Here is a 25,541-nt window from a genome sequence, read left to right as displayed (position 1 = left end):
GCTCTGAATACTATCAACTAAATCCTGTATTCTATTCTGAATACTGGATGCTGAATGCTGGATTCTCTTACTTAAAAGCAATATACTTCGACTCCGCCTTGATAATCTTATTAAAGAACACCTTCAGCGAGGCATAATCAGCCGGTAGTATATCGTCCCGCTTCAGGCTGGCCTTACGGATAATCTCAAGCTGGGTAGGTGACTTCTGCACAAATTGCAGGCTATACGTGCTGCCATTGAAACTGCAGGTTTCATTCTTGGGAACCTCTATAAACTTTTTCCCTGCAGGAGCCTGTACCGTAATAACAGTTTCATATTCGTCGGTGTCTTCATAAGTCCAGTACTCAATGGGGAACTTACGTTCATCTTCTGTCAGGTTATCAATAGAGGCCACAATCTCTCCAAATGGGATCTTGATCATACCCATATCACCTACCTCAGTAACCTCATTGCTTACCTTATACTTATATTCGACCAATACGGAGTCAGACAGGGTTTCCAGTCCTTTAAAACTAACGCTGCTCAGTTTAACCGGGTTCTTATACCAGCCGCTGACAGATTTCTCCATCTCTTCATGCTGCTTATCGCTGCTCAGCTTGGCATAATTGCTCCGCAGACCGGAAGTCAGGCTGCCTGTCTTGATAGACTTCACCGCCATCGTCACATCGCTGCCGGCAATGCCGACTGTTACATAACGCTTAATCTTGTCTTTTCCCCGGTTAGTGGTGTACAGGTACTTCAATTGGGCGCCGGCAGTATCACTGCTCTTTTCCGGGATCACCAGGTAAGCGGCCTTATACAGGTTGGAAGGCAGGCTGGCGAAAGGAAGGTCATTATCTGTCAGCTCCAGGAAATACTCCTTGCCATCCAATGTAGTCTTTACAATGCAATGATTAAACTCAACAGATGGCATCTCTGTGGCATGCAGGCCATTCTCCCGGGTATTCACCAGTACAAGATTGGCCTTAATGCCCGACAGTTTGGCCAGGCCAACAAACAGGCTCGACAGGTCTTTGCAATCACCCAGCCTGGTATTAATAGTGACAGAGGCTTTCTGCGGAACAAAAGCGCTTTGACGGAAGGATACCGAACTATAACGGATATTGCTGGTAATATACTGGTAGATCTGTCTGGCCCGCTCTGTTTCATTCATCGTTCCTTTTCCTTTGGGAAATATCTCCTCGTAGGCTTGTTTCAATTCAAACTCATCTTCTGTTTTGGAAGAAGAAAGATCGCTATACCAGGCGGCTATCTCACCCCAGGATGACAATGTAGAAAGATACAGGGCCGGGCCCACATCATTCAGAGGTGGCATAAACTTCTCAGGCTTTGCCGCTTCCGGGTCCTTCATCTCCCAGGTGTACAATACAAAGTCATCATAACTACCTACTGTAGGCTTCACTGTAGTATTCAGTGCCTTATGGTGCAGGGATACATTCTTGGCTACCAATAAAGAATAGCGGGCCATTTCTACCGGTACATAAGCATTGAAAGTGTACCGGTCCCAGAACTGTTTGGCAAGCCTTCCGTAATTATAATGTTGGATCTTATACTTAATATACAGGGCGTCGCCTGCTTCCAGGCCGGTAAACACCAGCTCATTGCCATTCTGTTCCGCCTTGATCTTATTGCCATTCTTCTTAACCGCTTCTGCCTTTTCCACCAGTAAATACTGTGAGTTCGAATTATAGGAGAGGCTGATCTCTTTCCAGTCGTCAATGCCTTTCTCATTAATAATCTTCACCACCATCGTAATATACTCTTCAGTGGCTCCTTCAGCATACACTACCGTAGTCTTTTCATCCAGCAGGTAAAAAGAATTATGGTTATACGTCTTGTTCGCTGCCTTTTTAATAAGCTCATAAGCATCTGTTTCGGGGAAGGCTTTCCAAACTGCCGGCTTCTTTTGCAACTCACGCAACTGCTCGCGGGCGGTATATTTATTGGCATCATAATACAATGCCTTGCGGTAGCAATCCATCGCCTCATTGTCCTTATGCTGTTGCTGCAGTTCCAGTCCCAGCGATTGCCAGTAGCCTGCTACATTGGGGGCCAGGGTAAGGGCCTTCCGTGTATAATCTTCTGCTTTGCTATACTGTTGCTTATCATAATAGAAATTCGCGAGCGTCATATACTGTTCGGGATCATAGGCAAACTTCTCCTTTACCTGCTCAAAAAGCTGCAGGGCTTTATCCGACGATCCTTGTTCATTATACTCCTGCGCCAGTGCCTGGATAAGCTGGTAACTATAATTATTCTTCAGATAACTCTCGTATACCTTAATGGCTCCTTTGGCATCCTTATAGCCATTCTTCTTCAACCGGAACATCATGCCTACGATCTCTGAATTATCAGGATAGCGGTTATAAGCGTCCTGTAAAGTCTTCACCAGCTCATCCATCTTATTTTGGGAGCCATACAATTGAATGCGGGTAACCAGTACATCTTCATCTTCCCCTGTTAATGCCACCACCTTGTTCAGCTCTTTCATCGCCTCCTCATACTTCTCATCATCCTTCAACTGCTCAATATTAATATTATACGTCAGTACGCAGTTGGGATCTGTTTCCTTGATCCTTTCCACTTCCTGCGACAGCAGCGTCCGGTTGCTCTCCTTCAGCAGGCATTGGATAAGCTGAAAGCGCAGCAGGGAATTGTCTTTCGAATGTTGCAGCGCGTCCACAAGCAACTTGCGCGCAGCAGCCGTCTTCTTATTGCGCAGGTAAACCTGGCTCAGTAAAATATAATTAACAACATTGCCCGGCTCTGCCTTGATCTTTTGCTCAAAAAAGACTTCGGCAAAATGGGGCAGGGAGCGGGGTTCTGCATTCGTTTTGGCAGCCTTGGGATAAGGTTGCAGGGTGGGGGTATACGTCAGCCCGGGGATTGCATTGTACTGCTCATCCGTAAAGCGGATAATGAAATTAGGGCTATTATTATCCGTATATCCGAGTTGTACCAGTAAGCGGTTATACCCTTTTTTAAGTTGTACATAATTCTTATAATAATCCAGTTCCGTCACAATCTCCTTCGACTCTGCCAGTACAGGCTCATCGTTCACCCATACCTTCAGCGAACCATTCACCCCTGCATTCAGCAACACCTTCATATCGGCAGGCGCCTGAACAAATACCTGGGCGTATACGATGGCCGTATTATAGCGGATATGTGTGTAAGGGAAAGTCCAGCCTTCCGTGGTCATAACAGGGGGCGAGAACCAACTGATCGTTGCATTATTCGCTGAAGTAAAGCTGGCGCCTGCTTCAGGATGTTCCAGCGGACCATAATTCTTATAAAATCCACTGCCCGATAAATTGTCAAAAGGGCCTGCCAGTTGCCACAGCGTTCCTGCCGATCCCATCTGTTTCCATTCCTTATTGGCGGATGCAAACTCATTGCCAAAAAGATAATGCATCGCCTTTACATAATGGGCAGCCGATTTCAGCGATCCATTAATGGCCGGGTCGTCCATCATCTTTTCCAGGAGTTGCGTCTGGTGTGCCTTCTTCTTACCATAATTTCCCAGCACACTTTCATTAAACCACATGGCATAAATATAGGGATTCACATCCTGGACTTTCTTATACACCTTGGCAAGAAAGTCCCGGTCTTCGCCTTCCTTGCCTTCAAAAGTTTGCAGGAAAACATACGTCAGGTAGGCATCCACGCTGGTGGAAGATTCCTGCATCGCTTTTTGCAGCAATGCCCGGGCAGTTTTACGGTCATTCTTATGCAAAGCCTTCCAGGCATCTTCATAATCATTGGCAAAAACGGAGCCCGCCAGGAACAGCAGTGCTGGTAGCAGGGAGAGGATACGATGTAGCATAAATTCGGTTAGGGGTTAAATAGGGATAATACGTACATAACGATCACACCCTAAAAATAATATGCAAAAACCACATTAAAAGCCAGGGAAAACACCCCGTTTACCGGAAAAGCTAAAATTCACCTAATTTCAACCCCTAAACCAGGCATTTCATGGCGGTAACACCTGTACTGGATATTGGGAAATCTGCGGCCAATGTACCTTTTGAGATCCATACCATGGAATGGATAGCCCAAAACAGGTTTCAGCAAAATGAAGTTCCCCACCGCCATAACTACTTTGTCATCATCTGGGTCAGGAAGGGATCGGGGGTTCACTTCATCGATGTAGACAAATATGACCTGGAGAACAATACCGTATACTGCCTTACCCCCGGGCAGATACACCTGCTGAAAGTCAATCCGCCGGTAGACGGATTTGTCATCTCCTTTACGGCCGGATTCCTCAGCCTCAACGACGACAACTTCAACCTGCTTTTCAATACCGGCCTCTTCTATACCTTTTCCCATTCCCCGGTCATCAGGGTATCGGAAGAAATGGCAGGCGACATGGGGGAGATTGCAGCAAAAATGATCAGGGAATATGACAACTTCTTCCTGCTGCGGTCGGAAATACTGCGGGGATTCCTGAAAATATTCCTCATCTACCTCACCCGCCAGTTTGAAGGGGTCGATACCCAGGCGCAACAGCCCAGGAACATAGAGCTGGCTAAAAAATTCCTTTCCCTCCTCGAACAGCAATATGCCACCAAAAAAATGGTAGCCGATTATGCCGGTCAACTGGCAGTAACGCCCAACTACCTCAATGAGGTCATCAAAAAAGTATCCGGGTTCCCGGCCAGCCACCACATTCAGCAAAGGATCATCCTCGAAGCCAAGCGGCAGGCGGCTTACTCGGATGTCAGCATGAAAGAAATAGCCTGGAACCTCGGCTTCGACGACGTAGCCCATTTCAGCAAATTCTTCAAAAACGCCTCCGGCGCCAGCTTCTCCGACTTCCGCAAAAGTCTCGTTGTTCAGTCGCCAGCCTCTGGCTGGTGACGGCTATTGGCGAGCCTCCGGCTCGCAGCTTGTAGCTATAAAATATACAACTCTTCCCTTACTTTAGCTATTGGTGTTCTTAACCAGTAATAATAGCTTTGGGATATGAATACAGCCGGTTTTTTCAGCAGGGATATCAGTTGGCTTTCTTTCAATGAACGGGTACTAATGGAGGCCGGCAACGCAAAAGTGCCATTGGCCGAACGGATCAAATTCCTGGCGATCTACTCTTCCAACCTCGATGAATTTTACCGTGTCCGCATGCCTGCCCTCATGGCTTTACAAAAAATTAATAAATCCAAACCCGGTAAGGAGGGCATCTATACCGGCACCCTGGAAGAAGCAAAAACCATCATTCACCGGCAGCAGGAACTCTTTGGTAAAACCATTACCGGCATCCTGCCTGTATTGGAAAGCCAGGGCATCAGGCTCCTGTACAACCAGCCAATACCCGATGAGATACTGCCCGCTATCACCGAATACTTCTTTACCCAGGTGCTGGCATTCCTGCAACCGGTATACCTCTCCGGCATCAGGCCCGACTTCTTTCCCGGCAATAACAAACTATACATTGCTGCCGTGCTGCAATATCCCGGCAGGGAAACAGAATATGCCATCGTCAACATTCCCTCCGATACCCTGCCCCGTTTCAAAGCCTGGACCGTAAACAATACAACCTACATCGTTTTTATAGATGACATCATCAAATACCACCTGCGCTACATCTTCCGGCACTCGGTAGTGGCAGGTGCTTACAGCTTCAAGATCACCCGCGATGCAGAGCTCAGTCTGGAAGACGATTTTGAAGAAGACATGGCAGAGAAAATAGAAAAGCAGATCAGCAAACGCGATTTCGGCTTTGCCACCCGTTTCCTCTATCAGCCCGGTATACCGCAGGCTGGCCTGGATGCCATCATAACACACTTCAACCTGGCCAGGGCCAGCATCGTGGCAGGAGGTACCTACCATAACCTCAAAGACCTGGCTTCATTACCGGTAACCGGCAAAGTAGCACAATATGAGCCCTGGCCTGCGGTGGTACACCCTGCAACCGGTAAACCCCGCTCCATCTTTGAGGCCATTGCAGCGAAGGACATCATCATCCATCCGCCGTATCAATCCTATAACACCGTATTGCGCTTCTTCAATGAGGCGGCCATTGATCCGGCCGTATCGGAAATATATGTAACCCTCTACCGGGTGGCCGATGATTCAAAAATCGTGCATGCCCTTATCAGTGCTGCCCGCAATGGTAAGCAGGTAACTGTACTGGTAGAACTAAAAGCCCGGTTTGATGAGGCCAACAACATCCGGTGGGCGCGGCAAATGAAAGTCGCCGGCGTAAAAATCATCTACTCCGAATCTACCCTGAAAGTGCATGCCAAAATTGCGCTCGTAAAACGGAAAGATAAAATTGGCACATACTATGCTGGATTACTGGCTACGGGTAACCTGAATGAAAGTACCGCCCGGTTCTATACCGACCATATCCTGCTCACTTCGGATTATGCCCTGTTGCGCGAAATGGAAGACCTCTTCCTCTTTCTCAGTCAGCGTAAAAAATCCGGTGGGACCAACATAAAATTCAATCACCTGTTGGTAGCGCAGTTCAACCTGCAGCAGGTGTTTATGGAAAGGATAGACCGGGAAATAGCCTGGGCCAGGCAAGGAAGGGCGGCAAAGATCACCATCAAGCTCAACAACCTCGAAGAAAAAAAGCTCATCAGTAAACTCTACGAGGCTTCCCAGGCAGGCGTTACCATTCAGCTCTTCGTCAGAAGCATCTGTTGTCTCATGCCCGGTGTAGTAGGATTAAGTGAGAACATTACGGTCAGGCGCATTGTGGACCGTTACCTGGAACATGGGCGTATATTCATTTTTCACAACGGTGGGGAAGAAGAGATCTATCTTGGCTCTGCCGACTGGATGGATAGGAACATCTACCGGCGCATAGAAGTATGCTTCCCGGTCTATGATAAAGACATACAAAACGAAATAAAGGACATCATCAGCTTCCAGTGGCAGGACAGTGAACAGGCCGTGCAGTTAGACAGTCGCCTGCAGAACCAGCCCATAGCGGGCAGTGAAGAACCTACCCGTTCCCAGGAAAACATATACAATTACATAAGGAATAAAGCAGAAAAACAGGCATAAGCAGTCTTTTATAACTGTAAGCATCTGTATCCTAACTTTACACAGCTAATAGCTAACCGCTAACAGCTTGTCTTTCCGCTCACAGCTCGCAGCTCGTAGCTCGTAGCTTGCATTTTAAACTAACTGACATGAAAAAATACCTATACGCCCTTATTGTATCGTGCGCTGCCTTTGTGACGCAGGCGCAGGACAGCATTGTACACCGGGTCATCCTCATTGGCGATGCCGGAGAGATCAGCAAAGAACAACAGCGGATCATTCCCCTGGCGGCTGAAATGGTCATCAAAAACAAGACCTCCGTGCTCTACCTGGGCGATAACATCTATCCCTCCGGTATGGCGTTGCCCGGTAATAAAAAGGAACAGGCCACGCAGGACATCCTGCGCTCACAATACTCGCCCATGCGCAGCAATGGCGCCGCCGTCTACTTCGTGCCCGGTAACCACGACTGGGACCGCATGGGACCCGATGGACTGGCTAAGATCAAAAACCAGTGGAGTTACCTCAACCAGCAAAATGATCCCTTATTAAAAATGGTGCCGGCCGACGGCTGTCCCGATCCCGTGGAGATCAACGTGGCCGATAACCTCACCATCATAGCGTTCGATAGTGAATGGTGGTTATTCCCCTATGACAAAGACAACAAAGAAGCAGATTGTAATTGCCGTACCAAAGAAGACATAACAGCGCGTTTACAGGAACTGCTCTACAAGAACCGGTACAAAATGGTCATGCTGGCTTCCCACCACCCGTTTCAGTCCTATGGCCATCATGGCGGTTACTATTCCCTTAAGGACCATATCTTCCCCCTCACGGCCATCAACAAAGATCTCTACATACCATTACCCGTTATAGGCTCCCTCTATCCTGTACTAAGAAAGGCGATCGTAAACCCCGAAGACATGGGCCACCCCCTTTACAAAACTATGATCAAAAACATGGATGAAGTGGCGCAACATTTTCCCAACCTCATACATGTGGCAGGTCATGAACATGGACTGCAGTTCATCAAAAGCAGCCAGGTGCAGGTAGTCAGTGGGGCCGGTGCCAAAAAGGCCTATGCCAGAAAAGGAAAACATTCATTATTTGCTTCCACAAGGGCTGGTTTTATCACGGCCGACCTCCTCACCAATAACCACCTCCGCTTTACTTACTATACACAAATTACCGACGGCGTTAAAGCCTCCTTTACCTATACACAGGAATACGTGAAAGTGCAGGAGCAGGAACAACTGGCCATCAAGGCCACGCCGCAGGACAGCATCACCATCGTGCCCCTGGCGCGCTTCGATAGTGTGAACCGCTTTCACCGTTGGCTCTTTGGCGAAAACTACCGGAAGGACTACGCGACCCCTACCACATTCCCTGTCATCAGGATCTCTCAGGTAAAAGGCGGGTTAACGCCCAGCCGTCTCGGTGGCGGCCACCAGTCCAAATCACTCAGGCTGCTCGATAAAAATGGAAAAGAATGGGCCCTGCGAAGCGTGGAAAAATACCCCGATGTACTACTGCCCGAAGCCCTGCGCGAAACCTTTGTGAAAGACCTCCTGTCAGACAACATGTCTTCCAACTATCCCTATGGTGCATTAATAGTACCGCCCATCGCCAGCCGGCTGGGTATCCCCCATGCCACACCCATCATTGGTTGGGTTGCACCCGATACAGCGCTGGGCATCTATGGCAATACATTTGCCAACACCTTATGCCTGCTGGAAGAACGCGAACCCCTGGGTGAATCAGACAACACGCTCAAGATGCGCCGCAAAATGGATGAAGACAACGACAACAGTTTCGACAGCACGGCATACCTGCGCGCCCGCCTGCTCGATCTCCTCATTGGTGATTGGGACAGGCATGAAGACCAGTGGCGCTGGTTGCCGGAAAAGGACGGCAAAGGGAAAAAATACAAAGCCATCCCCCGCGACCGTGACCAGGTATTCTATACCAATCAAGGGGTCATCCCCCATGCAGCCAGGTGGCGCTGGATATTACCCTTCCTGCAAGGCTTTAACAGCAACTACCGTAACATTGAAGGTGAACTATGGGAAAGCAGGCAGCTCAACGGCCGCTTCCTCACCCAGTTCAGCTATGACGACTGGATGCGGATCACCAGGGAGTTTGTGGCCACAGTGACCGACCCGGTATTGGAAGAAGGGCTCCGGCAATTGCCGGCCGCTGCTTACCAGCTTCGCCATGATAAATTCCTGAAAATACTGAAAGACAGAAGGGATAACCTGCCGGCAGCCATGGACCATTACTACCGTTTCATCAACAAAATTGTAGACATCAAAGTAACGGATAAGCATGAATTGGTAGAGATCACAGACGCACCCGACAATGGCATTACAGTGGCAATTCATAAACTGTCCAAAAGCAGGAAGTTGGAAGACCTGCTCTTCAAAAAGACCTTCTCCCCTGGTATGACCAAAGAAGTAAGGCTCTACCTGTCCAAAGGAGATGACAGCGTGCGCATCAACAACACCAACAACGGTGTTAAACTGCGCATCATCGGTGGAGAAGGTAACAAGACCTACGATGTAGCCGAAGGAAAGGGTGGTATAAAACTATATGAAGGGGAGAACAATGCGACTATAAACGGAGACGCGGGCCGGCTTCGTAAACGGCTGTCGAACGACAGTGCGCATACAGCTTTTAACCCTGTAGATCTTTACAACATCACCCAACCACTTGCCTCCATCGGGCTCAACGTGGATGATGGATTCCTGCTTGGTGCGGGTTTTAAGCATGTGCGCAAACAGGGCTTCCGTAAAAAGCCTTATACCAAAATAGCCCAGTATTCAGGCTTGCAGCAACTGCTCGTATCCCATTCCTTCTCCACCAATGCATACAAAATAGACTACAAAGGCGAATGGATCCATGCCATCGGCAAAGCCGATATCATTACCCAGGCGCTCATCAAAGCGCCCAACAATACCATTAACTTCTTCGGCCGGGGCAACGAAACCGAATTTCATAAAATAGACAACTTCAAAAAATTCTACCGCACCCGGTTCAATACCTACCAGGCATGGGCAGCGCTGCGTTGGGGCAATGCCAAAGGCAGCAGCATCAGTGTAGGGCCGGCTGCACAGATCTACCGTTTCGATGATGATGGCAACAAAGGCCGGTTCATTGAAAACACCTCCCTCATTGGTTCCTATGACAGTGCCACCATTGCCGACGATAAGGCGCATGCGGGGTTGATCGTAAACTACATCAGGGATAAAAGGAATAACCCGATACTTACCTCCTGGGGTTCTTACATCAATGTGCGCCTGCAGGGATTCGGCGGGTTAAATGACTATTCAAAATCATTTGCACAGCTCATACCCGAAATAGCCTTCTATACACCGCTCAATGCGAAAAGCTCTATCGTATTGGCCAACCGCCTGGGTGGTGGCATCACCGTAGGTAAAACAGCCTTTTACCAGTCGCTCTTCCTGGGTGGCCATGAGAACCTGCTGGGTTACCGCCAATACCGTTTTGCCGGTCAGCATAGCCTCTACAACAACCTCGAAATGCGCATCAAGCTCACGCAGATCGGCGGTTACGTATTGCCCGGCTTATTCGGTATGATTGGCTTTTACGACGTGGGAAGGGTATGGGAGAAAGGCGAACATTCAGACAAATGGCACAACGGCGTAGGTGGAGGCTTCTTCTTTGCGCCGGCGCAAATGATCGTCATCAGGGCATTGGCAGGTTATTCCAGCGAAGGCTGGCTGCCGTTTGTAGTAGTGGGGATGAGGTTCTGATGTGCATCTATAAAACAATAACAACCAAAACATGCTCAGGGTATGGCTCATCGCATCTGTATTGGTAATAGTAGCCCGGGCTGCTAAGGGCCAGGAAGCGTCCGGCAATTCGTATGCTACGCTGATGAACCGGTTACAGCGCAGCCTGCCCGATACCAATCGCATTAAAATACTGCTGGAAATAGCCTGGTACTATGATGTTAAACCAGGCGTACATACCAACGTGTCCGACAGCGGCATCGCTTATGCAACAAAAGCAAAACAACTCAGCGATCAGCTCCGGGCTGTTGCCTGGCAACACAAGTCTTTATTCATGTTGGGTGAAATGTACTTTGAACAGCGGGATTATGACCAGGGCCGGTCGTGCTTCTTGCAGGTGATCGACCATTTTCAAAAAACCGGCGATAAAGAACAGGAAGCTGCTGTCTGGACCAGGCTGGCCAATACCATTCCTGATCAAAAACTAGCGTCCAATATGGACAGTGCTTTTGCAGAACACCTGCGTTACTTTAAACTGGCGCGTGAGCTTTACCGGCAAACGGGCAACAGAGAAAAAGAAATTGCAGCCTTGAAAGATGTGGCAGATGTTTACATGCACCAGGGAAAGCTGGACAGTGCAGAGCAAGGGTTTCTCCGTGTTTTGAAAATGTACCAGGATATCGGGTATGCCAATTTGCATTATACTTATGACCTGCTCTCGGCTGTTGCCACGGCGAAAGGCAACTACGAGAAAGCACTATTTTATGCGCTGGAAACGGTCAGGAGCATGCAGGCTACTGCCGATAGTGTGTCGGGTGGCTATTTCTATGGCAGACTGGGAAGTGTGTACAGGGAATTAGGGCATTTTGATAAATGTGCCGAATGGTACGGAAGGGCAGTCATATTCTTTCAGCAAAACCTTGAACTGGCTTTACACGGTCCCATGCACAGATTCAACGGACACCAGGTGCGTGCATTAATACGGCAAAAGAAAGAAAAGGAGGCGTTGAAGTTAGTGTTAAGCACCCGGGATAAATTCCCTCCGGTCCGCCTGGCAGATAAACAGGCAGTGGCCACCTCATTGGGCGACTGTTACACTGCCTTAAAACAATATGCCCTGGCAGAACAACATTACCTGGAAATGATAGCCTGGGAAGAAAAAATGGACCAGGGTAACGTCTTCACCTTTGAAGTATACTTTACCATGGGCGAGTTCTACCTCAACAGGCATCGCTATGACCATGCCCGCCGGTACCTCGAAAAAGCAATGGCCATGCCGCCGGGTATAGCATTAACATCCAGGATCAGGGACCTTCATTTTTTTCTTTTTAAAGTGGATTCTGCCACGGGCAGTTACCTTGCTGCAATAGACCATTTCAACAGCTATAAAACACTAAATGATTCACTTTTCAATGAAAGCAAAAGCCGCCAGATAGAGGAACTGCAGGTAGCCTATGAAACCGGCAAAAAAGAACAGAACATCAGTGCCCTCGAACGGGAGAATCAGCTACAGCAAAGCCGGTTAAAGCAGGCAAAACTTACCGGCAACCTTACCATTGGCGCTGTCGTGCTGCTGCTGATAATAGTAGGGTTATTGTACAACCGTTATCTCATCAGGCAGCGCAGCAACCGGCGGCTGGAAGCCAAGCAGGAAGAGATCAACAGGCAAAATCAATCCCTGCAACAACTCGTAACGGAAAAAGACAGGTTGCTCGAAGAAAAAGAATGGCTGCTTAAGGAAATTCATCACCGGGTAAAAAATAACCTGCAGATCGTCATCAGCCTGCTCAATACTCAATCTGCCTATCTCGACAATGATGCCGCTCTCATGGCCATCCGCGATAGCCAGCACCGCATGCGCGCCATGTCACTCATTCACCAGCGTTTATACCAGTCTGAAACGGAATCGGCTATTGACATGCAGGCTTACATCCGCGAATTGGTGGAATACCTGAGCGATAACTTCAACCTCAGCCATAAGATCGGGTTCAGTTTGCAGGTAGAAAAAATAGCCATGGATGTTGCACAGGCTGTGCCCGTGGGCCTCATACTCAATGAATCCATCACCAATGCCTTCAAATATGCTTTTCCGGATAACAGCGAGGGTACCATAAACATATTAATGAAACAGGACCAGGATAGCCATGTACTGCTTGTCATTGCAGACAATGGCCGGGGATTGCCGGCGGGCTTTGATACAGCCGCTGTCCGTTCACTGGGCATGAACCTGATGCAGGGGCTTACCAAACAGTTGAATGGCGTCTTCATCATACAAAGTGATAAAGGAGTTTCTATCATGATCAGATTCCCGCACGGGCGAATGGCCGTCTATGAAAATTGAACAAAGCAAATTTAATTTCCCCGCAGAGTCTCCCGAAGGGGACTCTGCGGAATCAGAAACACATGACCGAACAGATCCTCATAGTAGAAGATGAATTCATCGTGGCCAATGATCTCCGGCTCACGCTGGAAAAAGCCGGATACCGGGTATGTGGCATTGCTGCTTCGGTGGAAGAAGCGCGGAAACTCATCAGTCAGCACAAACCACAACTTGTATTGCTCGACATCTATCTCAGGGGCAACGGGACAGGTATTGACCTGGCCTGGCAATTAAAGGAACAAAACATTGCTTTCGTTTACCTCTCTGCCAATTCCAACCAACGTGTACTGGAAGCGGCAAAGCTCACAGAGCCTTATGGCTTCCTGGTGAAACCTTTCCGGGCAAAAGATGTGCTCATCACACTCGATATAGCACGCTATCGTCATCAGCACAACCTTGAATGGAGACAACGCCGGGAAGTGCTGCAGGAACAACTAACCGCTCAGCAAAAAAATAGTACCGCAGAACAGGGAAGAGCCAATGCCGGGTTTGAAGGCATCATTGGCAACAGCCAACAATTATTATCCGTATTGGATCACATCGCACAGGTAGCAACGTTCGACACCTCTGTGCTCATCATGGGTGAAAGCGGCACCGGTAAAGAGCGTATTGCCCATTGCATCCATCACCTTTCTCACCGCAGGACAAAACCTTTCATCAAAGTCAACTGTGCTGCATTGCCTGCTTCACTCATAGAATCTGAACTATTCGGACACGAGAAAGGGGCTTTTACCGGTGCTACCGACAGGAGGATCGGAAAATTTGAGCAGGCTGCTGATGGCACCATCTTCCTGGATGAAATTGGCGAAATGCCCCTGGAACTGCAGGTCAAACTATTGCGGGTGCTCCAGGAAAAAGAAATAGAACGTATAGGGGGGAAAGCGCCTTTTAAGGTCAATGTGCGTATCGTGGCTGCTACCAACCGTAACCTTGAAAAAGAAGTAGCGGAAGGCCGTTTCCGCCTGGATCTCTACTACCGCCTCAACATATTTCCGGTAGTGTTGCCTCCCCTGCGTGAACGTAAGGAAGACATCAGCCTGCTGGCGAATCATTTTGCAGTAGCCTGCAGTAACCGCAACAACAGGTCTTTTCAGGGCATTGCCCCCAAAATGATGGCCGAACTGGAAGCCTGGCACTGGCCGGGTAACATCCGGGAACTGGAAAATGTAATAGAGCAATCTGTCATACTCTGTGACAATGGATCACCTCTGGAATTAAAACGCCCGCTCAGTAACGGCGCACTTATTAATACGGCCACTGTAACCACGCCGCAACACCACACGACAGCCAAATCACTCACCGATATCCGGAAAATACAGGAAGACACCGAACGGGAATACATCATGGCCATACTCCGCAAAACCAATGGCCGCATCAGGGGCGAAGGCGGCGCCGCCCAACTCCTCAACCTCAAGCCCACCACCCTCGAATCTAAAATGCATAAACTCGGCATCAAAAAAGAAGACCTCTGATCTGTTAGATGGTGGGTCGCCTTCCAAAGGCGGCTCACCATCGTCGCTATACAATAATCCAATCAATCTCTCAAATCCCCCGAATCCAGGTTCAGGCACCTCCATTTATTTCGGAGCCTCTCCCAAAAAACTCCGAAAAAAATGGAGTTACTCATCTCTGCTTCTATCGCATACAATAAAATAATGCAGCACAATAGCCTGCTATTCATAAGGCTGTAATCAACCTGCCCATTCATGACAACATCACCGGTTTGTGGCACATAAATAGACTTGTTATAGGGCGGGTCGCCTGCCAAAGCCGGCTCACCTTTTAACATTGATCAAATAATACGATCGCTTGCCGGAGATCATACCAAAATTAACCATTATGCCACAAGCCAAACAACGTCCGGCAGAGCCGGTTACAAACCTTACAGAGCGTATGCCTTTTCAGCCCAACAGCATGCCGTTTGAGATCCATACCATTGAATGGATGGAGCACAACCGCCGGCACAACCACCAACCACACCGGCACAGTTACCATGAAATAACCTGGCTAACGCAGGGCATCGGTACCTGGTTGGTAGACCTGGAAAAGCACGAAGTAACAGGCAATACCATCTGTTATGCAGCACCCGGTCAGGTACATCAGTTAAACGCGGATAAACAGGCCGGCGGGTATATCATTGCTTTTAATGCCGACTTCCTCTTCATGGCTGGCCATCAGTCAGATGCCTTTACACAACTGAATGTGACCAGGCTCAGTGAGGAAACAAAAAACGAAGTAGGGGAAATCGTACAGAAAATGATAAAAGAATTTGAGAACTTCTTCCTCTTACGGTCCGAGCTCTTAATGGGCCTCTTCAAAATATTCCTCATCTACCTGGCCCGTCAGTCAAATAACATCGGAAAACCGATGGCGCAAACCAGGAATACCGACCTGGTAAAAAAATTCTTCTCCATTGTTGACAAAAAATACAGTACCCATAAAAAAGTGACCGAATATGCGGAGCACCTGGCAGTGACGCCCAACTACCTCAATGAGATCGTAAAAAAAGTATCCGGCTTTCCGGCCAGCTACCACATTCAGCAGCGTATCGTGTTGGAAGCAAAACGCCATGCCACCTATTCAGATTCAAGCATGAAAGAAATTGCTTACCACCTGGGCTTTGATGACATAGCGCACTTCAGTAAATTCTTTAAGAACGTTTCCGGGCAAAGCTTTACCGACTTTAAAAAACAGACTTCCTGGCAATTCGGTAATGCATAATGGCTGTCGGCAGCAAAAAGAAAAGGCCACAGGTAAATCATCTGTAGCCTTTCTTACTCCCGAACTGCCAACGCTAATTATTAACTGCCAATGCTAATACAACAACCAATTGCTAACCGCTAATACCTTATTTCTTCCCCTTCGCCGCTGCCTCAATTACATCAGCCACGGCCTGAGGTTTGGATATAAACACCACATGACTCCCTTTTATCTCCGTAACAATAGACCCGGAACGTTTATACATAGTGCGTTGAATATCGGGTACGATCGCCTTGTCTTCGGTGGCTACCACTGCCCAGGATGGTTTCGTTTTCCAGGCAACTTGTGTAAGGGGAGTAGTGGGACCTTTGGCCGACCAGGCGCCTTGTGAAGCCGACATAAAAGCGGCCTTCTCTTTACTCAGGTCTGCTGCAAAACCTGCATGATACTTGGCAGGATCAAAATAAATAAACCCTTTGGCATCAGGAGGAAGGATACCACTTTCAGGAGCCGGTGGCAGGGAAGTTGCCCATTGCAGCACTGTTTCTCCGGCATCCGGTTGAAAAGCGGCCACATATACCAGTCCGGCTACCTTAGGCGATACGCCTGCCTGTGTAATAACAGCACCGCCCCAGGAATGACCCACCAGTATGGCCTGACCTTCCAGCTTGTCCAATACCCGGTTAACAGATTCCACATCCTCTTCCAGTGATAAGAGTGGGTTTTGAACAATCACCACATTATAACCACGGGCGCTTAATAGCTTATACACGCCTTCCCATCCCGATCCATCAGCAAAAGCGCCATGCACCAATACAATATTCTTCACAGGTGCCGGATTTTGTGCTGAACCGGTAATGCTTACTAACAGGAACATCGTAGCTAAAAGCAAACCGGCGGTTTTCTTCAATAACAATTGCTGTTTCATGATTGGTATTATTTAATGCACCACAAATTTCGCCTGCCGGCAGCGTACAGGCAATGTATCCTTTCAGTCTTTTGTTGTACAAATGCTGGTATCCTGTTGTAAACCGCAATTACAGTAATATGTACAACGCTTTCCCCTGTTTTGTCAAGCTGGTTTAAGGAGGCTTATTGTAAATTTGGTCATTCATTCAAAGCAAGCTTACCTTAAAATATATGAAAAAGAAGATTGAGCACATCCTCTATGGACGTGAAAAGAAGATCACAGAAGAAGAAACCGTACGCCAGGCGCTGCCGCATAAAGATTTCCGTTTTGCCAATCCCTTCATTGTATTGCACCATGCAGGCCCTACTGTAGTGGAGGCAGGGCAGCAGGTGCGCATCCATCCACATCCGCACCGGGGTTTCTCCCCCTATACCTTCCTATTGCAGGGAGAAGGTTTTCACCGCGACAATGCCGGGAATGATGAAACAATAAAAGCAGGCGGTGTGCAGTGGATGTTTGCAGGTAAGGGTATCCTGCACAGTGAAGGGCCTACAAAGGAAATGCAGCAGCAGGGAGGCGTGCAGGAGCTCATCCAGCTTTGGATCAATGCACCGAAGGCCAACAAATGGGACAAGCCCTTTTACCAGGCAGCCACCCGCGAACAACTGCCGCAGGTGCTACAACAGGAAGGTGTACACCTCCGGTTGGCCAGTGGTGATTATGATGGTCAGACCGGTCCCATACAGAACTTTACCCCCATCATATCAGTGGTAGGTGAAATAAATGCCGGACGGCAGGTATTATTTCCCGCTACACCCGGCTACTGGACCCTGCTCTACATAATAAAAGGAAGCGTGGTGATCAATGAGCAGGACACCATTGAGCTGCATAACCTCGTTGTGTTCAATAAAGAGGGAAATGAATTCACGGTCAAGGCTACCGAAGATGCACAGGTCTTATTCCTCTCTGCCGAACCCCTCGATGAACCGGTAGCCGCCAAAGACAACTATGTCATGAATACCCCGGAAGAAATAGAACAGGCCATCGAAGACTATAAAAACGGCCGCTTCGGCGAACTGGATTACTAAGTTATTGGTGTTTTCCGCCTTCCCGCCTTTCCGGCTAATCAGGAGCCTCGATAAAATATACATCTCTTCCCTTCATTTGTCAATTGATTGCCAGGCCGCCCGCGCATAGCTTTGTGTCATTAATCAACAACAACAATACTTATATATGACACCCGCGATCGGCATCAGTCAAAACAACCTGACGGAAGTAGCGCACACGCTCACCAAAGTCCTGGCAGATGAATTTGTACTCTATACCAAAACACGCAATGCGCACTGGAATGTGGAAGGCCCGGACTTCTACGCCAAGCACACCTTCTTCGAAAGCCAGTACGAAATGCTGGATGAAACCATGGACAACGTGGCGGAACGCATCCGGACATTAGGCCATTATGCGCCCGCAACGCTGAAGCAATTCCTGCAGCTTACTCACCTGACCGAATTATCAAGGGAAGCGAATGACAGTACCGGCTTCATAAAAGAATTGCTGGCCGATCATGAAAGCATCATCGTCTTCCTGCGGGAAAACATCAACCGTTTTGCCAATGACCTGCAGGACCTCGGTAGCAGCGACTTCATCACCGGCCTGATGGAAACCCATGAAAAAATGGCCTGGATGCTGCGGGCACACTTAAAATAAACATATTTATTTGGCCGCAGTGATTCGCCATACTATATTCACAGATCAGGCAGGGCAGTAACATAGGGGTAATTTATCCTAAGCACTAAAGGTTCCGGTTTATGGAAGAAACTAAAAAGGAGGCAGTTTGGGTCATCGATCCCGTTCACACGCGGATACGGTTCGATACAAAATACCTGTTACTCACGCCCGTGTCCGGCTGGTTCACCCAGTTTGAAGGATCAGTCATAACGCCGGAGGAAAACTTCAACGGCAGCCAGGTACAGCTCACCATCTATACCAACTCCGTATATACCGGTAATGAAGAGCGGGACGCACACCTTCGGTCACCCGATTTCTTTGACGTTCGCAAATACCCAGTCATCACCTACAAGTCAGGTTCGGTTACCGTGCAGGGCAACCAGATACAGGCCACCGGGATCTTGTCTATCAAAGACACGGTGCAGGAAATAACCTGGCACGCTACACAGGTAGGCACCTCGCTCGACGCCATGGGAAATACAAAGGCAGGTTTCATGCTCGATGCCACCTTCAACCGTAAGGACTTCAACATCACCTGGAACCAGTTCATAGATAAGCACGGGCTATTGCTGTCCGATGAAGTAACGCTCCATTGCGACGTCCAACTGCTCAGACTACCCTGAGGCATTCCTTAGTGCCTTGCTGCCTTTACCTTCTCGTTGCTTCTATGCCTTGTTGCCTTCTATTTTAATGTCTACCCTACTAAGTACTTGATAATCAGCATTTTTAGCCCAATCCCTCATTAAACTCCACCTCCAACCTTAAAATGTACAACTCTTTCCGTTGTATAGCTATTCTCCCTGACTAATTAATGTTGCAACTTTGTATAGTCAATATGACAATAAACAAATTTGATAATCAATAAATTAACGCAACATGGCAAAGACAAAATGGGTATTGGATCCCGCACACAGTGAAATTCAGTTTAAAGTAAAACACCTTATGATCACTACTGTAACCGGTTACTTCAAAAAGTTCAACCTGGTAGCGGAAACAGAAGGTGACGACTTTACCAATGCATCACACATTGAATTTACAGCCGATGTAAACTCCGTAGATACCAACAATGAGCAAAGGGATAACCACCTCCGCTCAGCCGATTTCTTTAATGCTTCCGAGCATAATGAGATTAAATTTGTAGGTACAAAATATACAGGTAATAAAGAAGAAGGTAAGCTGCTGGGTGCCTTAACATTAAGGGGCGTTGCCGGTAATGTAACTGCCAATGTAGAATTTGGTGGCATCACAGTTGACCCCTATGGACAAACAAAAGCAGGTTTCACCGTCACTGGTAAATTAAATCGTAAGGAATTTGGCCTCAACTGGGGTGCCGTAACAGAAGCCGGTAACATAGTAGTGAGTGATGAAGTTAAATTTGCCGGTGAGTTCCAGTTAATCAAACAAGCTTAAAAGAGCCGAAAGCTCAAAAGGAGTTTTTATGACCAATAGGATATTGGGTTTGCACCACATTACTGCCATAGCAGGCAATGCCCAACGTAACTTCGATTTCTATACCCGGGTGCTGGGTTTAAGAATGGTAAAGAAGACAGTCAACTTTGATGATCCGGGTACCTATCACTTCTACTATGGTAACGAGGTAGGTACACCCGGTACCATCCTCACCTTTTTCCCCTGGGAAGGAGTAACTCCGGGTTATGCAGGAACAGGCATGGCCACAGAAATTGGCTATGCAGTACCGGAAGGAAGCCTGGAATTCTGGAAAGAAAGATTCAGTCAATACAAAGTACAACTGGGCGAAACAGGGGAAAGATTTGGTGAATTATACCTGCCTTTCCAGGATCCTGATGGTTTACAACTCAGCCTTACTGTACCCAAAGCAGGGGACAACAGGAAAGCATGGACTACAACAGCCGTTACAGAACAGGCTGCTACCAAAGGATTCCACAGCATCACCCTTACCCTGAAAAGCATCAAGGGCACAGTAGCGGTATTGACCGAAATATTTGGCTACAAACTATTGGAGCAGGAGGGCAACCGTTACCGCTTTGTCACCGATGCGGTCAGCAACGCCGCCATCGTAGACATCATTGAGGATCCCGCTGGAAAAATAGGGCAGGTGGCCGGTGGTACCAATCACCACGTGGCCTTCCGCGTCGCAGATGACAACATCCTCATGGAGTTCCGGGAAAAAATAGCAAAGCGTGGATTCAACATTACGCCTAAAATAGACCGTAACTACTTCTTCTCTTTGTACTTCCGCGAACCCGGTGGCGTGCTCTTCGAAATAGCGTCCGATAATCCTGGTTTTGCTGCCGATGAACCGGTGGCGGAATTAGGTACCCACCTCAAATTGCCTCCGCAATATGAGTCTATGCGGGAAGACATCGAGAAACAATTACCGGTATTACAGTAAATGTCACCGTGAGCTTGTCGAAGGGTGGGTCGCCCTCCAAGGGCGGCTCACCCTGGTCTAAGGGAGCTTGACAACATTAACAATAGAAACTATGGGAAAGTTAATCACTGGTATTCATCATGTAACTGCCATAGCCGGCGATGCACAGAAGAACCTTGAATTTTACAGCGGCGTCCTCGGTATCAGAATGGTCAAGAAAACAGTCAACTTTGATGCGCCGGAAGTCTACCACTTCTATTACGGCGATCAAACAGGTCAGCCAGGCAGCATCCTTACCTTCTTCCCCTACCAGGGATTGGTAAGAGGCCGGCATGGCAAGGGCATGTTGAATACCACTACTTTCTCTGTTCCCGCTGCTTCACTGGATTATTGGTTAAACCGCCTCCAACAATACCGCATCCCGTACAAAGAGCCGGAAGAGCGTTTTGACAAGGAAACAGTCGTTTACTTTGAAGACACCGACGGACTGGGATTAGAACTCGTGTTCAACAACAAAGACACAAGACCGCAACATGGCCAGGGGCCCGTGCCGCCCGAACACGCCATCAAAGGATTCTACAACGTGGAAATATGGGAAGAAGGATATGAACGTACGGCAGGCTTATTGACAGAGCAATTGGACCATGTATTAATCGCGGAGAAAGGAAACCGCTTCCGCTTTGCAGCCAATGATTCGCCGGGCAACTATGTAGACATCATTTGCTCTCCGGATAGCTTACGCGGATTGGGTGGCAGTGGTACTGTACACCACATCGCGTTCAGTACACCCGGTAAAGTGGAGCAGGACCAACTGAGGGAAAAGATCGTGAAGCGTATGTTGAATCCAACGCCTGTATTAGACAGGAACTACTTTACTTCCATCTACTTTCGGGAGCCAGGCGGCGTACTCTTTGAAGTGGCTACTGCCGGGCCGGGCTTTGCTGTTGATGAAACAGTGGACCACCTTGGCGAAGCATTAAAGCTGCCGCCGCAGTTCGAGAAAAACCGGGCCCGCCTCGAACAAACCCTGCCACCGGTATCCATCAACCTGGACAACTACAAATAATCCTCTTTGTCGCCCTGAGCAATGTCACCCTGAGCTTGTCGAAGGGCGTTAAAGAAGAACTTACTAAATCATGCACAAGAAAGACATCATAACAGCCGGAAAGAAACTGACTGAAGCCAAAAAAGTATTGATCATGGTCCATGGCCGGGGCGGGTCAGCAGAAGACATTCTCTCACTGGCAGAACACCTCGATGTAAAAGACTATGCACTCGTAGCTCCGCAGGCTACGGGCAACACCTGGTATCCATATTCCTTCATGACGCCGATACAGCAAAATGAACCCTGGCTTTCATCGGCCTTATCTATATTGGGTGATGTCGTCAATGATATAGTGACCCAGGGCATTCTTAAAGAAAACATCTACTTCCTCGGTTTCTCCCAGGGCGCTTGTCTTACCCTCGAATTTGTGGCGCGCAATGCGGCCCGCTATGGCGGCGTGGTAGCCTTTACAGGAGGATTGATCGGCGATAAGATCTATAACGACCATTACAAAGGAGATTTTGCCGGCACGCCCATTTTCATCGGCACCAGTGATCCCGACATGCACGTGCCCGTACAAAGGGTATATGCTACCACCAACATCTTAAAGGACATGCAGGCCGATGTCACTGAAAAAATATATCCCAACATGGGCCACACCATCTCGCATGACGAGATTACCAAAGCCAATACTTTAATCTTTAATAAATAGCCCCCATAGGGTGAAATGTAACACCCATTTGTCATTTCTTCAGTCGCCAGCCTCTGGCTGGTGACGGCTATTTCAAAGCCTCTGGCTTTGTTGGTTCAGACAAGTACCGGTTAACCGCCTTCAGCAAATAAAGCTTCGGGTCCGATGAATACTCCCAGAACATAACGCCGCCCAGCTTATGTTTCTTTACATAACGGCACTTATACTTAACGGAGCGTTCATTATCAAAAGAGGCAAACTGTTTCTTCTCCGCATTAAACAGGTAAGGTGCTTTGGCCTTCCTGTCCCAGTACAAACGGAACCCTTCCTTTTGCAGCAGGCTGTCCTTAATATACGTATAACCCCCTGCCCGGAAAGGGGAAACAATCTTTTGGTTCCGGCCATGGTCGGCAGTACTTTCCACCACACCACCGCGACTATAAAAAGCCAGGCCTACTACCAGCTTATGCGCCGGCACACCAGCCGCCATATAAGTGGTCACCGCTTTGTGGGCAGAGTTTTCCTTCTCATAATTTTTGGAAGCAAACAGGTTCGTATGATGGCCCGTTTGGCCAAAACTGTAATCATACGTCATCAGGTTCACATAATCCAGGTATTCCTGTGCCTTACCCATCTCTGTATGGTCCAGGTAGGCGGGAAAGCCGCCGGTGGCGGTCGTTAGCAAATAATAACGTCCGGTCTCCTGTTGCAGCTTTGTCAGTTCCTCCCGGATTGCCTGGAACATTAGTGTATAATTTTGTTTATCCTCCGGTCGGAATACATTACCATCACCAACCATGCCGGGATACTCCCAGTCAATATCAACGCCGTCCAGGTTATACTGGCGCACAATAGCTACAGAAGTAATGGCAAAAGCGCGACGGCTGGTATCAGTCAGTACGGCATCGGAGAAATTTTTGCTCCAGGTCCAGCCCCCGATGGAGATCAGGATCTTCAGGGAAGGGTTTTGCTGCTTCAGGCTATTCAGTAACCTGAAATTAGTGGTATCGGTCACCTCATTATGGAGCCATGCCCGGTTATCTTTCACATCCACAAAAGCATAATTAATATGCGTAAGCCGCCTGGCGTCAATAGAAGAAATATTCACCAGCCCCCTGAAACCGCCCACGTAACCGATCACAACCGGTGGGGCAGCAGGGCTATTTTGACTATATACAAATGGAGTAAAGAGCAACACAGCAAAAAGGATAATAAAGGTTTTCATCATAACAGTAAAGTTTTAGCAGACTGGTACTGGCTCAGATAAGTACCATGAAAATACGGGTTGTAACCACGGTATTCAATAAATATATGGAGAGGAGGTTATTAACGTAGTATTAAAATCGTTGATAGTCAATACTTAATTTTTAATCTGTAGTAGTTTTGACGTAGTCTTAAATTTGGAATCAACAGTTGGAAATCAGCACTTTTGATCTTCAATAAAATACAGATGAGACGTAAGTCCCATCTGGCTAAAAAGAAATAATAAATCACAGATGAAATGTAAATTCCATCTGGCCAAAATAAAATAATAAATCACAGATGAAACGACTCATTGCCATATTGATCCTGCCCGCCTGTCTGTACGTTCAGGCCCAGAAGAAAGTCACCGTTTATACCACGGCCGCTCAGTCCGGCCTCCGGTTATCACAAAATGAACAGCTCACTTTCAAAGAGTTTAAACAACCGCTCGAAACACAACCCTGCGTATTCATTGACCCGGCCAGTACCTTTCAATCCTTCATAGGCATCGGGGCCGCCTTTACTGATGCCGCGGCAGAAACATTTGCCAAAATCCCCAAAAGGGAACAACAGGAATTGCTCAGGGCCTATTTTGATAAAGACAAAGGCATCGGGTACACACTGGCCCGTACCACCATCCATAGCTGCGATTTCTCCAGCGGCAGCTATACCTACGTTAATGATAACGATACAGCCCTCAAAACCTTCAGTGTGGCCCATGATGAGCAATACCGTATCCCGTTCATCAAGCAAGCCATAGCCGCTGCCGGTGGAAAGCTCACCCTCTATGTAAGTCCCTGGAGTCCGCCTGCCTGGATGAAAGACAACAACAGCATGCTGCAGGGCGGTAAACTAAAACCCGGATCAAGGCAGCAATGGGCCAACTACTACGTGAAATTCATAAAGACCTATGAGGCCAAAGGCATACCCATTTGGGGGTTATCAGTGCAAAATGAACCCATGGCCAAACAAAGATGGGAATCCTGCATCTTTACGGCTGAGGAGGAACGTGATTTCATAAAACAATACCTCGGTCCAACGCTGCACAGGGAAGGGCTGGGAAGTAAAAAGCTCATCGCCTGGGACCACAACCGCGACCTCCTATTTCAGCGGGCCAGTGTTATCCTGGGCGATAAGGAAGCGGCTAAATACGTATGGGGCGTGGGCTTCCATTGGTACGAGACCTGGACAGGCGGTCCTATGCAATTTGATAACCTCCGGCTCGTCAACCAGGCCTTCCCTGGTAAGAACCTCATCTTCACAGAAGGTTGTAAAGAAAAATTCGACATAGACAGCGTGAACAACTGGGCATTGGGAGAGAAATATGGCTACTCAATGATCAACGACTTCAACAATGGTACCGTGGCCTGGACCGATTGGAACATCCTGCTCGATGAAAAAGGAGGCCCGAACCATGTAGGGAACTTTTGCTTTGCGCCGGTCCATGCCGATACCAAAACAGGCAAGCTCATCTATACCAATGCTTACTACTACATAGGGCACTTCTCTAAATTCATCCGCCCGGGTGCCAAACGTATTGCTGCTTCAGCCAGCAGGGCACAGCTCCAAACAACTGCCTTCCTCAATACAGATGGGAGTGTCGTAGTCGTGGTCATGAACACTACCGATCAAAAACTTTCCTGGCACCTGTGGATAGAGGGCCAGGGCGCCGCTGCTGAAAGTTTACCACATTCTATCAGTACGTTTGTAATTCAATAATTCATCACCGCCAACCATTCAG

Annotated in this window: 17 protein-coding genes; 14 read left to right on the top strand and 3 right to left on the bottom strand. The window is 48.2% G+C overall.

The window, feature by feature from the left end; genetic code table 11:
* Window positions 1-67 precede the first annotated feature (67 nt).
* Window positions 68-3,826: a DUF3857 domain-containing protein gene (locus tag HB364_RS01910; RefSeq protein ID WP_167286206.1), complete on the bottom strand. Its 3,759-nt coding sequence runs from the start codon at window positions 3,824-3,826 to the stop codon at window positions 68-70.
* A gap of 152 nt (window positions 3,827-3,978) precedes the next feature.
* Here HB364_RS01910 and HB364_RS01905 point away from each other — a divergent pair, with 152 nt between their 5' ends.
* The 6 genes from HB364_RS01905 (at window position 3,979) to HB364_RS01880 (ending at window position 15,852) form a co-directional block, all read left to right on the top strand.
* Complete coding sequence (locus tag HB364_RS01905) at window positions 3,979-4,866, top strand: AraC family transcriptional regulator (protein WP_167286205.1); 888 nt, start codon at window positions 3,979-3,981, stop codon at window positions 4,864-4,866.
* Window positions 4,867-4,971: 105 nt separating this feature from the next.
* The gene (ppk1, locus tag HB364_RS01900; protein ID WP_167286204.1) at window positions 4,972-7,020 is read left to right on the top strand and encodes a polyphosphate kinase 1; all 2,049 of its coding nucleotides are present in this window, start codon (window positions 4,972-4,974) and stop codon (window positions 7,018-7,020) included.
* A gap of 128 nt (window positions 7,021-7,148) precedes the next feature.
* A complete protein-coding gene (locus tag HB364_RS01895; protein ID WP_167286203.1) occupies window positions 7,149-10,772 on the top strand; it encodes a BamA/TamA family outer membrane protein in 3,624 nt (1,207 codons plus the stop codon).
* 31 nt (window positions 10,773-10,803) lie between these two features.
* Window positions 10,804-13,092 (top strand): tetratricopeptide repeat-containing sensor histidine kinase, encoded by a 2,289-nt coding sequence (locus HB364_RS01890; protein ID WP_167286202.1) that lies wholly within the window; start codon window positions 10,804-10,806, stop codon window positions 13,090-13,092.
* A gap of 62 nt (window positions 13,093-13,154) precedes the next feature.
* Window positions 13,155-14,603, top strand: coding sequence for a sigma-54-dependent transcriptional regulator (locus HB364_RS01885; RefSeq protein ID WP_167286201.1), 1,449 nt, complete (start codon window positions 13,155-13,157; stop codon window positions 14,601-14,603).
* 367 nt (window positions 14,604-14,970) lie between these two features.
* Window positions 14,971-15,852: an AraC family transcriptional regulator gene (locus HB364_RS01880; protein ID WP_246228282.1), complete on the top strand. Its 882-nt coding sequence runs from the start codon at window positions 14,971-14,973 to the stop codon at window positions 15,850-15,852.
* 127 nt (window positions 15,853-15,979) lie between these two features.
* Here HB364_RS01880 and HB364_RS01875 read toward each other — a convergent pair whose 3' ends face one another.
* A complete protein-coding gene (locus tag HB364_RS01875; protein WP_167286200.1) occupies window positions 15,980-16,759 on the bottom strand; it encodes an alpha/beta fold hydrolase in 780 nt (259 codons plus the stop codon).
* Window positions 16,760-16,971: 212 nt separating this feature from the next.
* On the opposite strand from HB364_RS01875, the gene HB364_RS01870 reads away from it, so the two are divergent.
* The 7 genes from HB364_RS01870 to HB364_RS01840 all read left to right on the top strand — a co-directional run bounded on the left by HB364_RS01870 (window position 16,972) and on the right by HB364_RS01840 (window position 22,579).
* Window positions 16,972-17,829 (top strand): pirin family protein, encoded by an 858-nt coding sequence (locus HB364_RS01870; RefSeq protein WP_167286199.1) that lies wholly within the window; start codon window positions 16,972-16,974, stop codon window positions 17,827-17,829.
* Window positions 17,830-17,974: 145 nt separating this feature from the next.
* Window positions 17,975-18,448 carry a Dps family protein gene (locus tag HB364_RS01865; RefSeq protein ID WP_167286198.1) on the top strand — a complete coding sequence of 158 codons (474 nt, stop codon included), beginning with the start codon at window positions 17,975-17,977 and terminating at the stop codon, window positions 18,446-18,448.
* Window positions 18,449-18,549: 101 nt separating this feature from the next.
* Window positions 18,550-19,092: a YceI family protein gene (locus HB364_RS01860; RefSeq protein WP_167286197.1), complete on the top strand. Its 543-nt coding sequence runs from the start codon at window positions 18,550-18,552 to the stop codon at window positions 19,090-19,092.
* Window positions 19,093-19,345: 253 nt separating this feature from the next.
* Window positions 19,346-19,879, top strand: a complete 534-nt coding sequence (locus HB364_RS01855) for a YceI family protein (RefSeq protein ID WP_167286196.1) — start codon at window positions 19,346-19,348, stop codon at window positions 19,877-19,879.
* Between the two features lie 28 nt (window positions 19,880-19,907).
* Window positions 19,908-20,843, top strand: a complete 936-nt coding sequence (locus HB364_RS01850) for a ring-cleaving dioxygenase (RefSeq protein WP_167286195.1) — start codon at window positions 19,908-19,910, stop codon at window positions 20,841-20,843.
* Window positions 20,844-20,934: 91 nt separating this feature from the next.
* On the top strand, window positions 20,935-21,888 hold the full coding sequence (locus HB364_RS01845; protein WP_167286194.1) for a ring-cleaving dioxygenase: 954 nt from the start codon (window positions 20,935-20,937) through the stop codon (window positions 21,886-21,888).
* 70 nt (window positions 21,889-21,958) lie between these two features.
* A complete protein-coding gene (locus HB364_RS01840) occupies window positions 21,959-22,579 on the top strand; it encodes an alpha/beta hydrolase (RefSeq protein ID WP_167286193.1) in 621 nt (206 codons plus the stop codon).
* A gap of 67 nt (window positions 22,580-22,646) precedes the next feature.
* On the opposite strand, the gene HB364_RS01835 is transcribed toward HB364_RS01840, so the two are convergent.
* Window positions 22,647-23,786, bottom strand: a complete 1,140-nt coding sequence (locus tag HB364_RS01835) for a glycoside hydrolase family 18 protein (RefSeq protein WP_208419832.1) — start codon at window positions 23,784-23,786, stop codon at window positions 22,647-22,649.
* Window positions 23,787-24,100: 314 nt separating this feature from the next.
* On the opposite strand from HB364_RS01835, the gene HB364_RS01830 reads away from it, so the two are divergent.
* A complete protein-coding gene (locus HB364_RS01830; RefSeq protein WP_167286192.1) occupies window positions 24,101-25,519 on the top strand; it encodes a glycoside hydrolase family 30 protein in 1,419 nt (472 codons plus the stop codon).
* Window positions 25,520-25,541: the final 22 nt, after the last annotated feature.

The sequence above is a fragment of the Paraflavitalea devenefica genome, assembly GCF_011759375.1.
Lineage (GTDB): Bacteria > Bacteroidota > Bacteroidia > Chitinophagales > Chitinophagaceae > Paraflavitalea > Paraflavitalea devenefica.
Note: the sequence above shows the minus strand (reverse complement) of the source record. Positions and strands in the feature narration are given on the sequence as shown.

Excerpts from the sequence above, each read along its gene's own strand:
- HB364_RS01910 (WP_167286206.1), bottom strand. The coding sequence starts at position 3,826 with ATGCTACATCGTATCCTCTCCCTGCTACCAGCACTGCTGTTCCTGGCG.
- HB364_RS01905 (WP_167286205.1), top strand. The coding sequence starts at position 3,979 with ATGGCGGTAACACCTGTACTGGATATTGGGAAATCTGCGGCCAATGTA.
- ppk1 (WP_167286204.1), top strand. The coding sequence starts at position 4,972 with ATGAATACAGCCGGTTTTTTCAGCAGGGATATCAGTTGGCTTTCTTTC.
- HB364_RS01895 (WP_167286203.1), top strand. The coding sequence starts at position 7,149 with ATGAAAAAATACCTATACGCCCTTATTGTATCGTGCGCTGCCTTTGTG.
- HB364_RS01890 (WP_167286202.1), top strand. The coding sequence starts at position 10,804 with ATGCTCAGGGTATGGCTCATCGCATCTGTATTGGTAATAGTAGCCCGG.
- HB364_RS01885 (WP_167286201.1), top strand. The coding sequence starts at position 13,155 with ATGACCGAACAGATCCTCATAGTAGAAGATGAATTCATCGTGGCCAAT.
- HB364_RS01880 (WP_246228282.1), top strand. The coding sequence starts at position 14,971 with ATGCCACAAGCCAAACAACGTCCGGCAGAGCCGGTTACAAACCTTACA.
- HB364_RS01875 (WP_167286200.1), bottom strand. The coding sequence starts at position 16,759 with ATGAAACAGCAATTGTTATTGAAGAAAACCGCCGGTTTGCTTTTAGCT.
- HB364_RS01870 (WP_167286199.1), top strand. The coding sequence starts at position 16,972 with ATGAAAAAGAAGATTGAGCACATCCTCTATGGACGTGAAAAGAAGATC.
- HB364_RS01865 (WP_167286198.1), top strand. The coding sequence starts at position 17,975 with ATGACACCCGCGATCGGCATCAGTCAAAACAACCTGACGGAAGTAGCG.
- HB364_RS01860 (WP_167286197.1), top strand. The coding sequence starts at position 18,550 with ATGGAAGAAACTAAAAAGGAGGCAGTTTGGGTCATCGATCCCGTTCAC.
- HB364_RS01855 (WP_167286196.1), top strand. The coding sequence starts at position 19,346 with ATGGCAAAGACAAAATGGGTATTGGATCCCGCACACAGTGAAATTCAG.
- HB364_RS01850 (WP_167286195.1), top strand. The coding sequence starts at position 19,908 with ATGACCAATAGGATATTGGGTTTGCACCACATTACTGCCATAGCAGGC.
- HB364_RS01845 (WP_167286194.1), top strand. The coding sequence starts at position 20,935 with ATGGGAAAGTTAATCACTGGTATTCATCATGTAACTGCCATAGCCGGC.
- HB364_RS01840 (WP_167286193.1), top strand. The coding sequence starts at position 21,959 with ATGCACAAGAAAGACATCATAACAGCCGGAAAGAAACTGACTGAAGCC.
- HB364_RS01835 (WP_208419832.1), bottom strand. The coding sequence starts at position 23,786 with ATGATGAAAACCTTTATTATCCTTTTTGCTGTGTTGCTCTTTACTCCA.
- HB364_RS01830 (WP_167286192.1), top strand. The coding sequence starts at position 24,101 with ATGAAACGACTCATTGCCATATTGATCCTGCCCGCCTGTCTGTACGTT.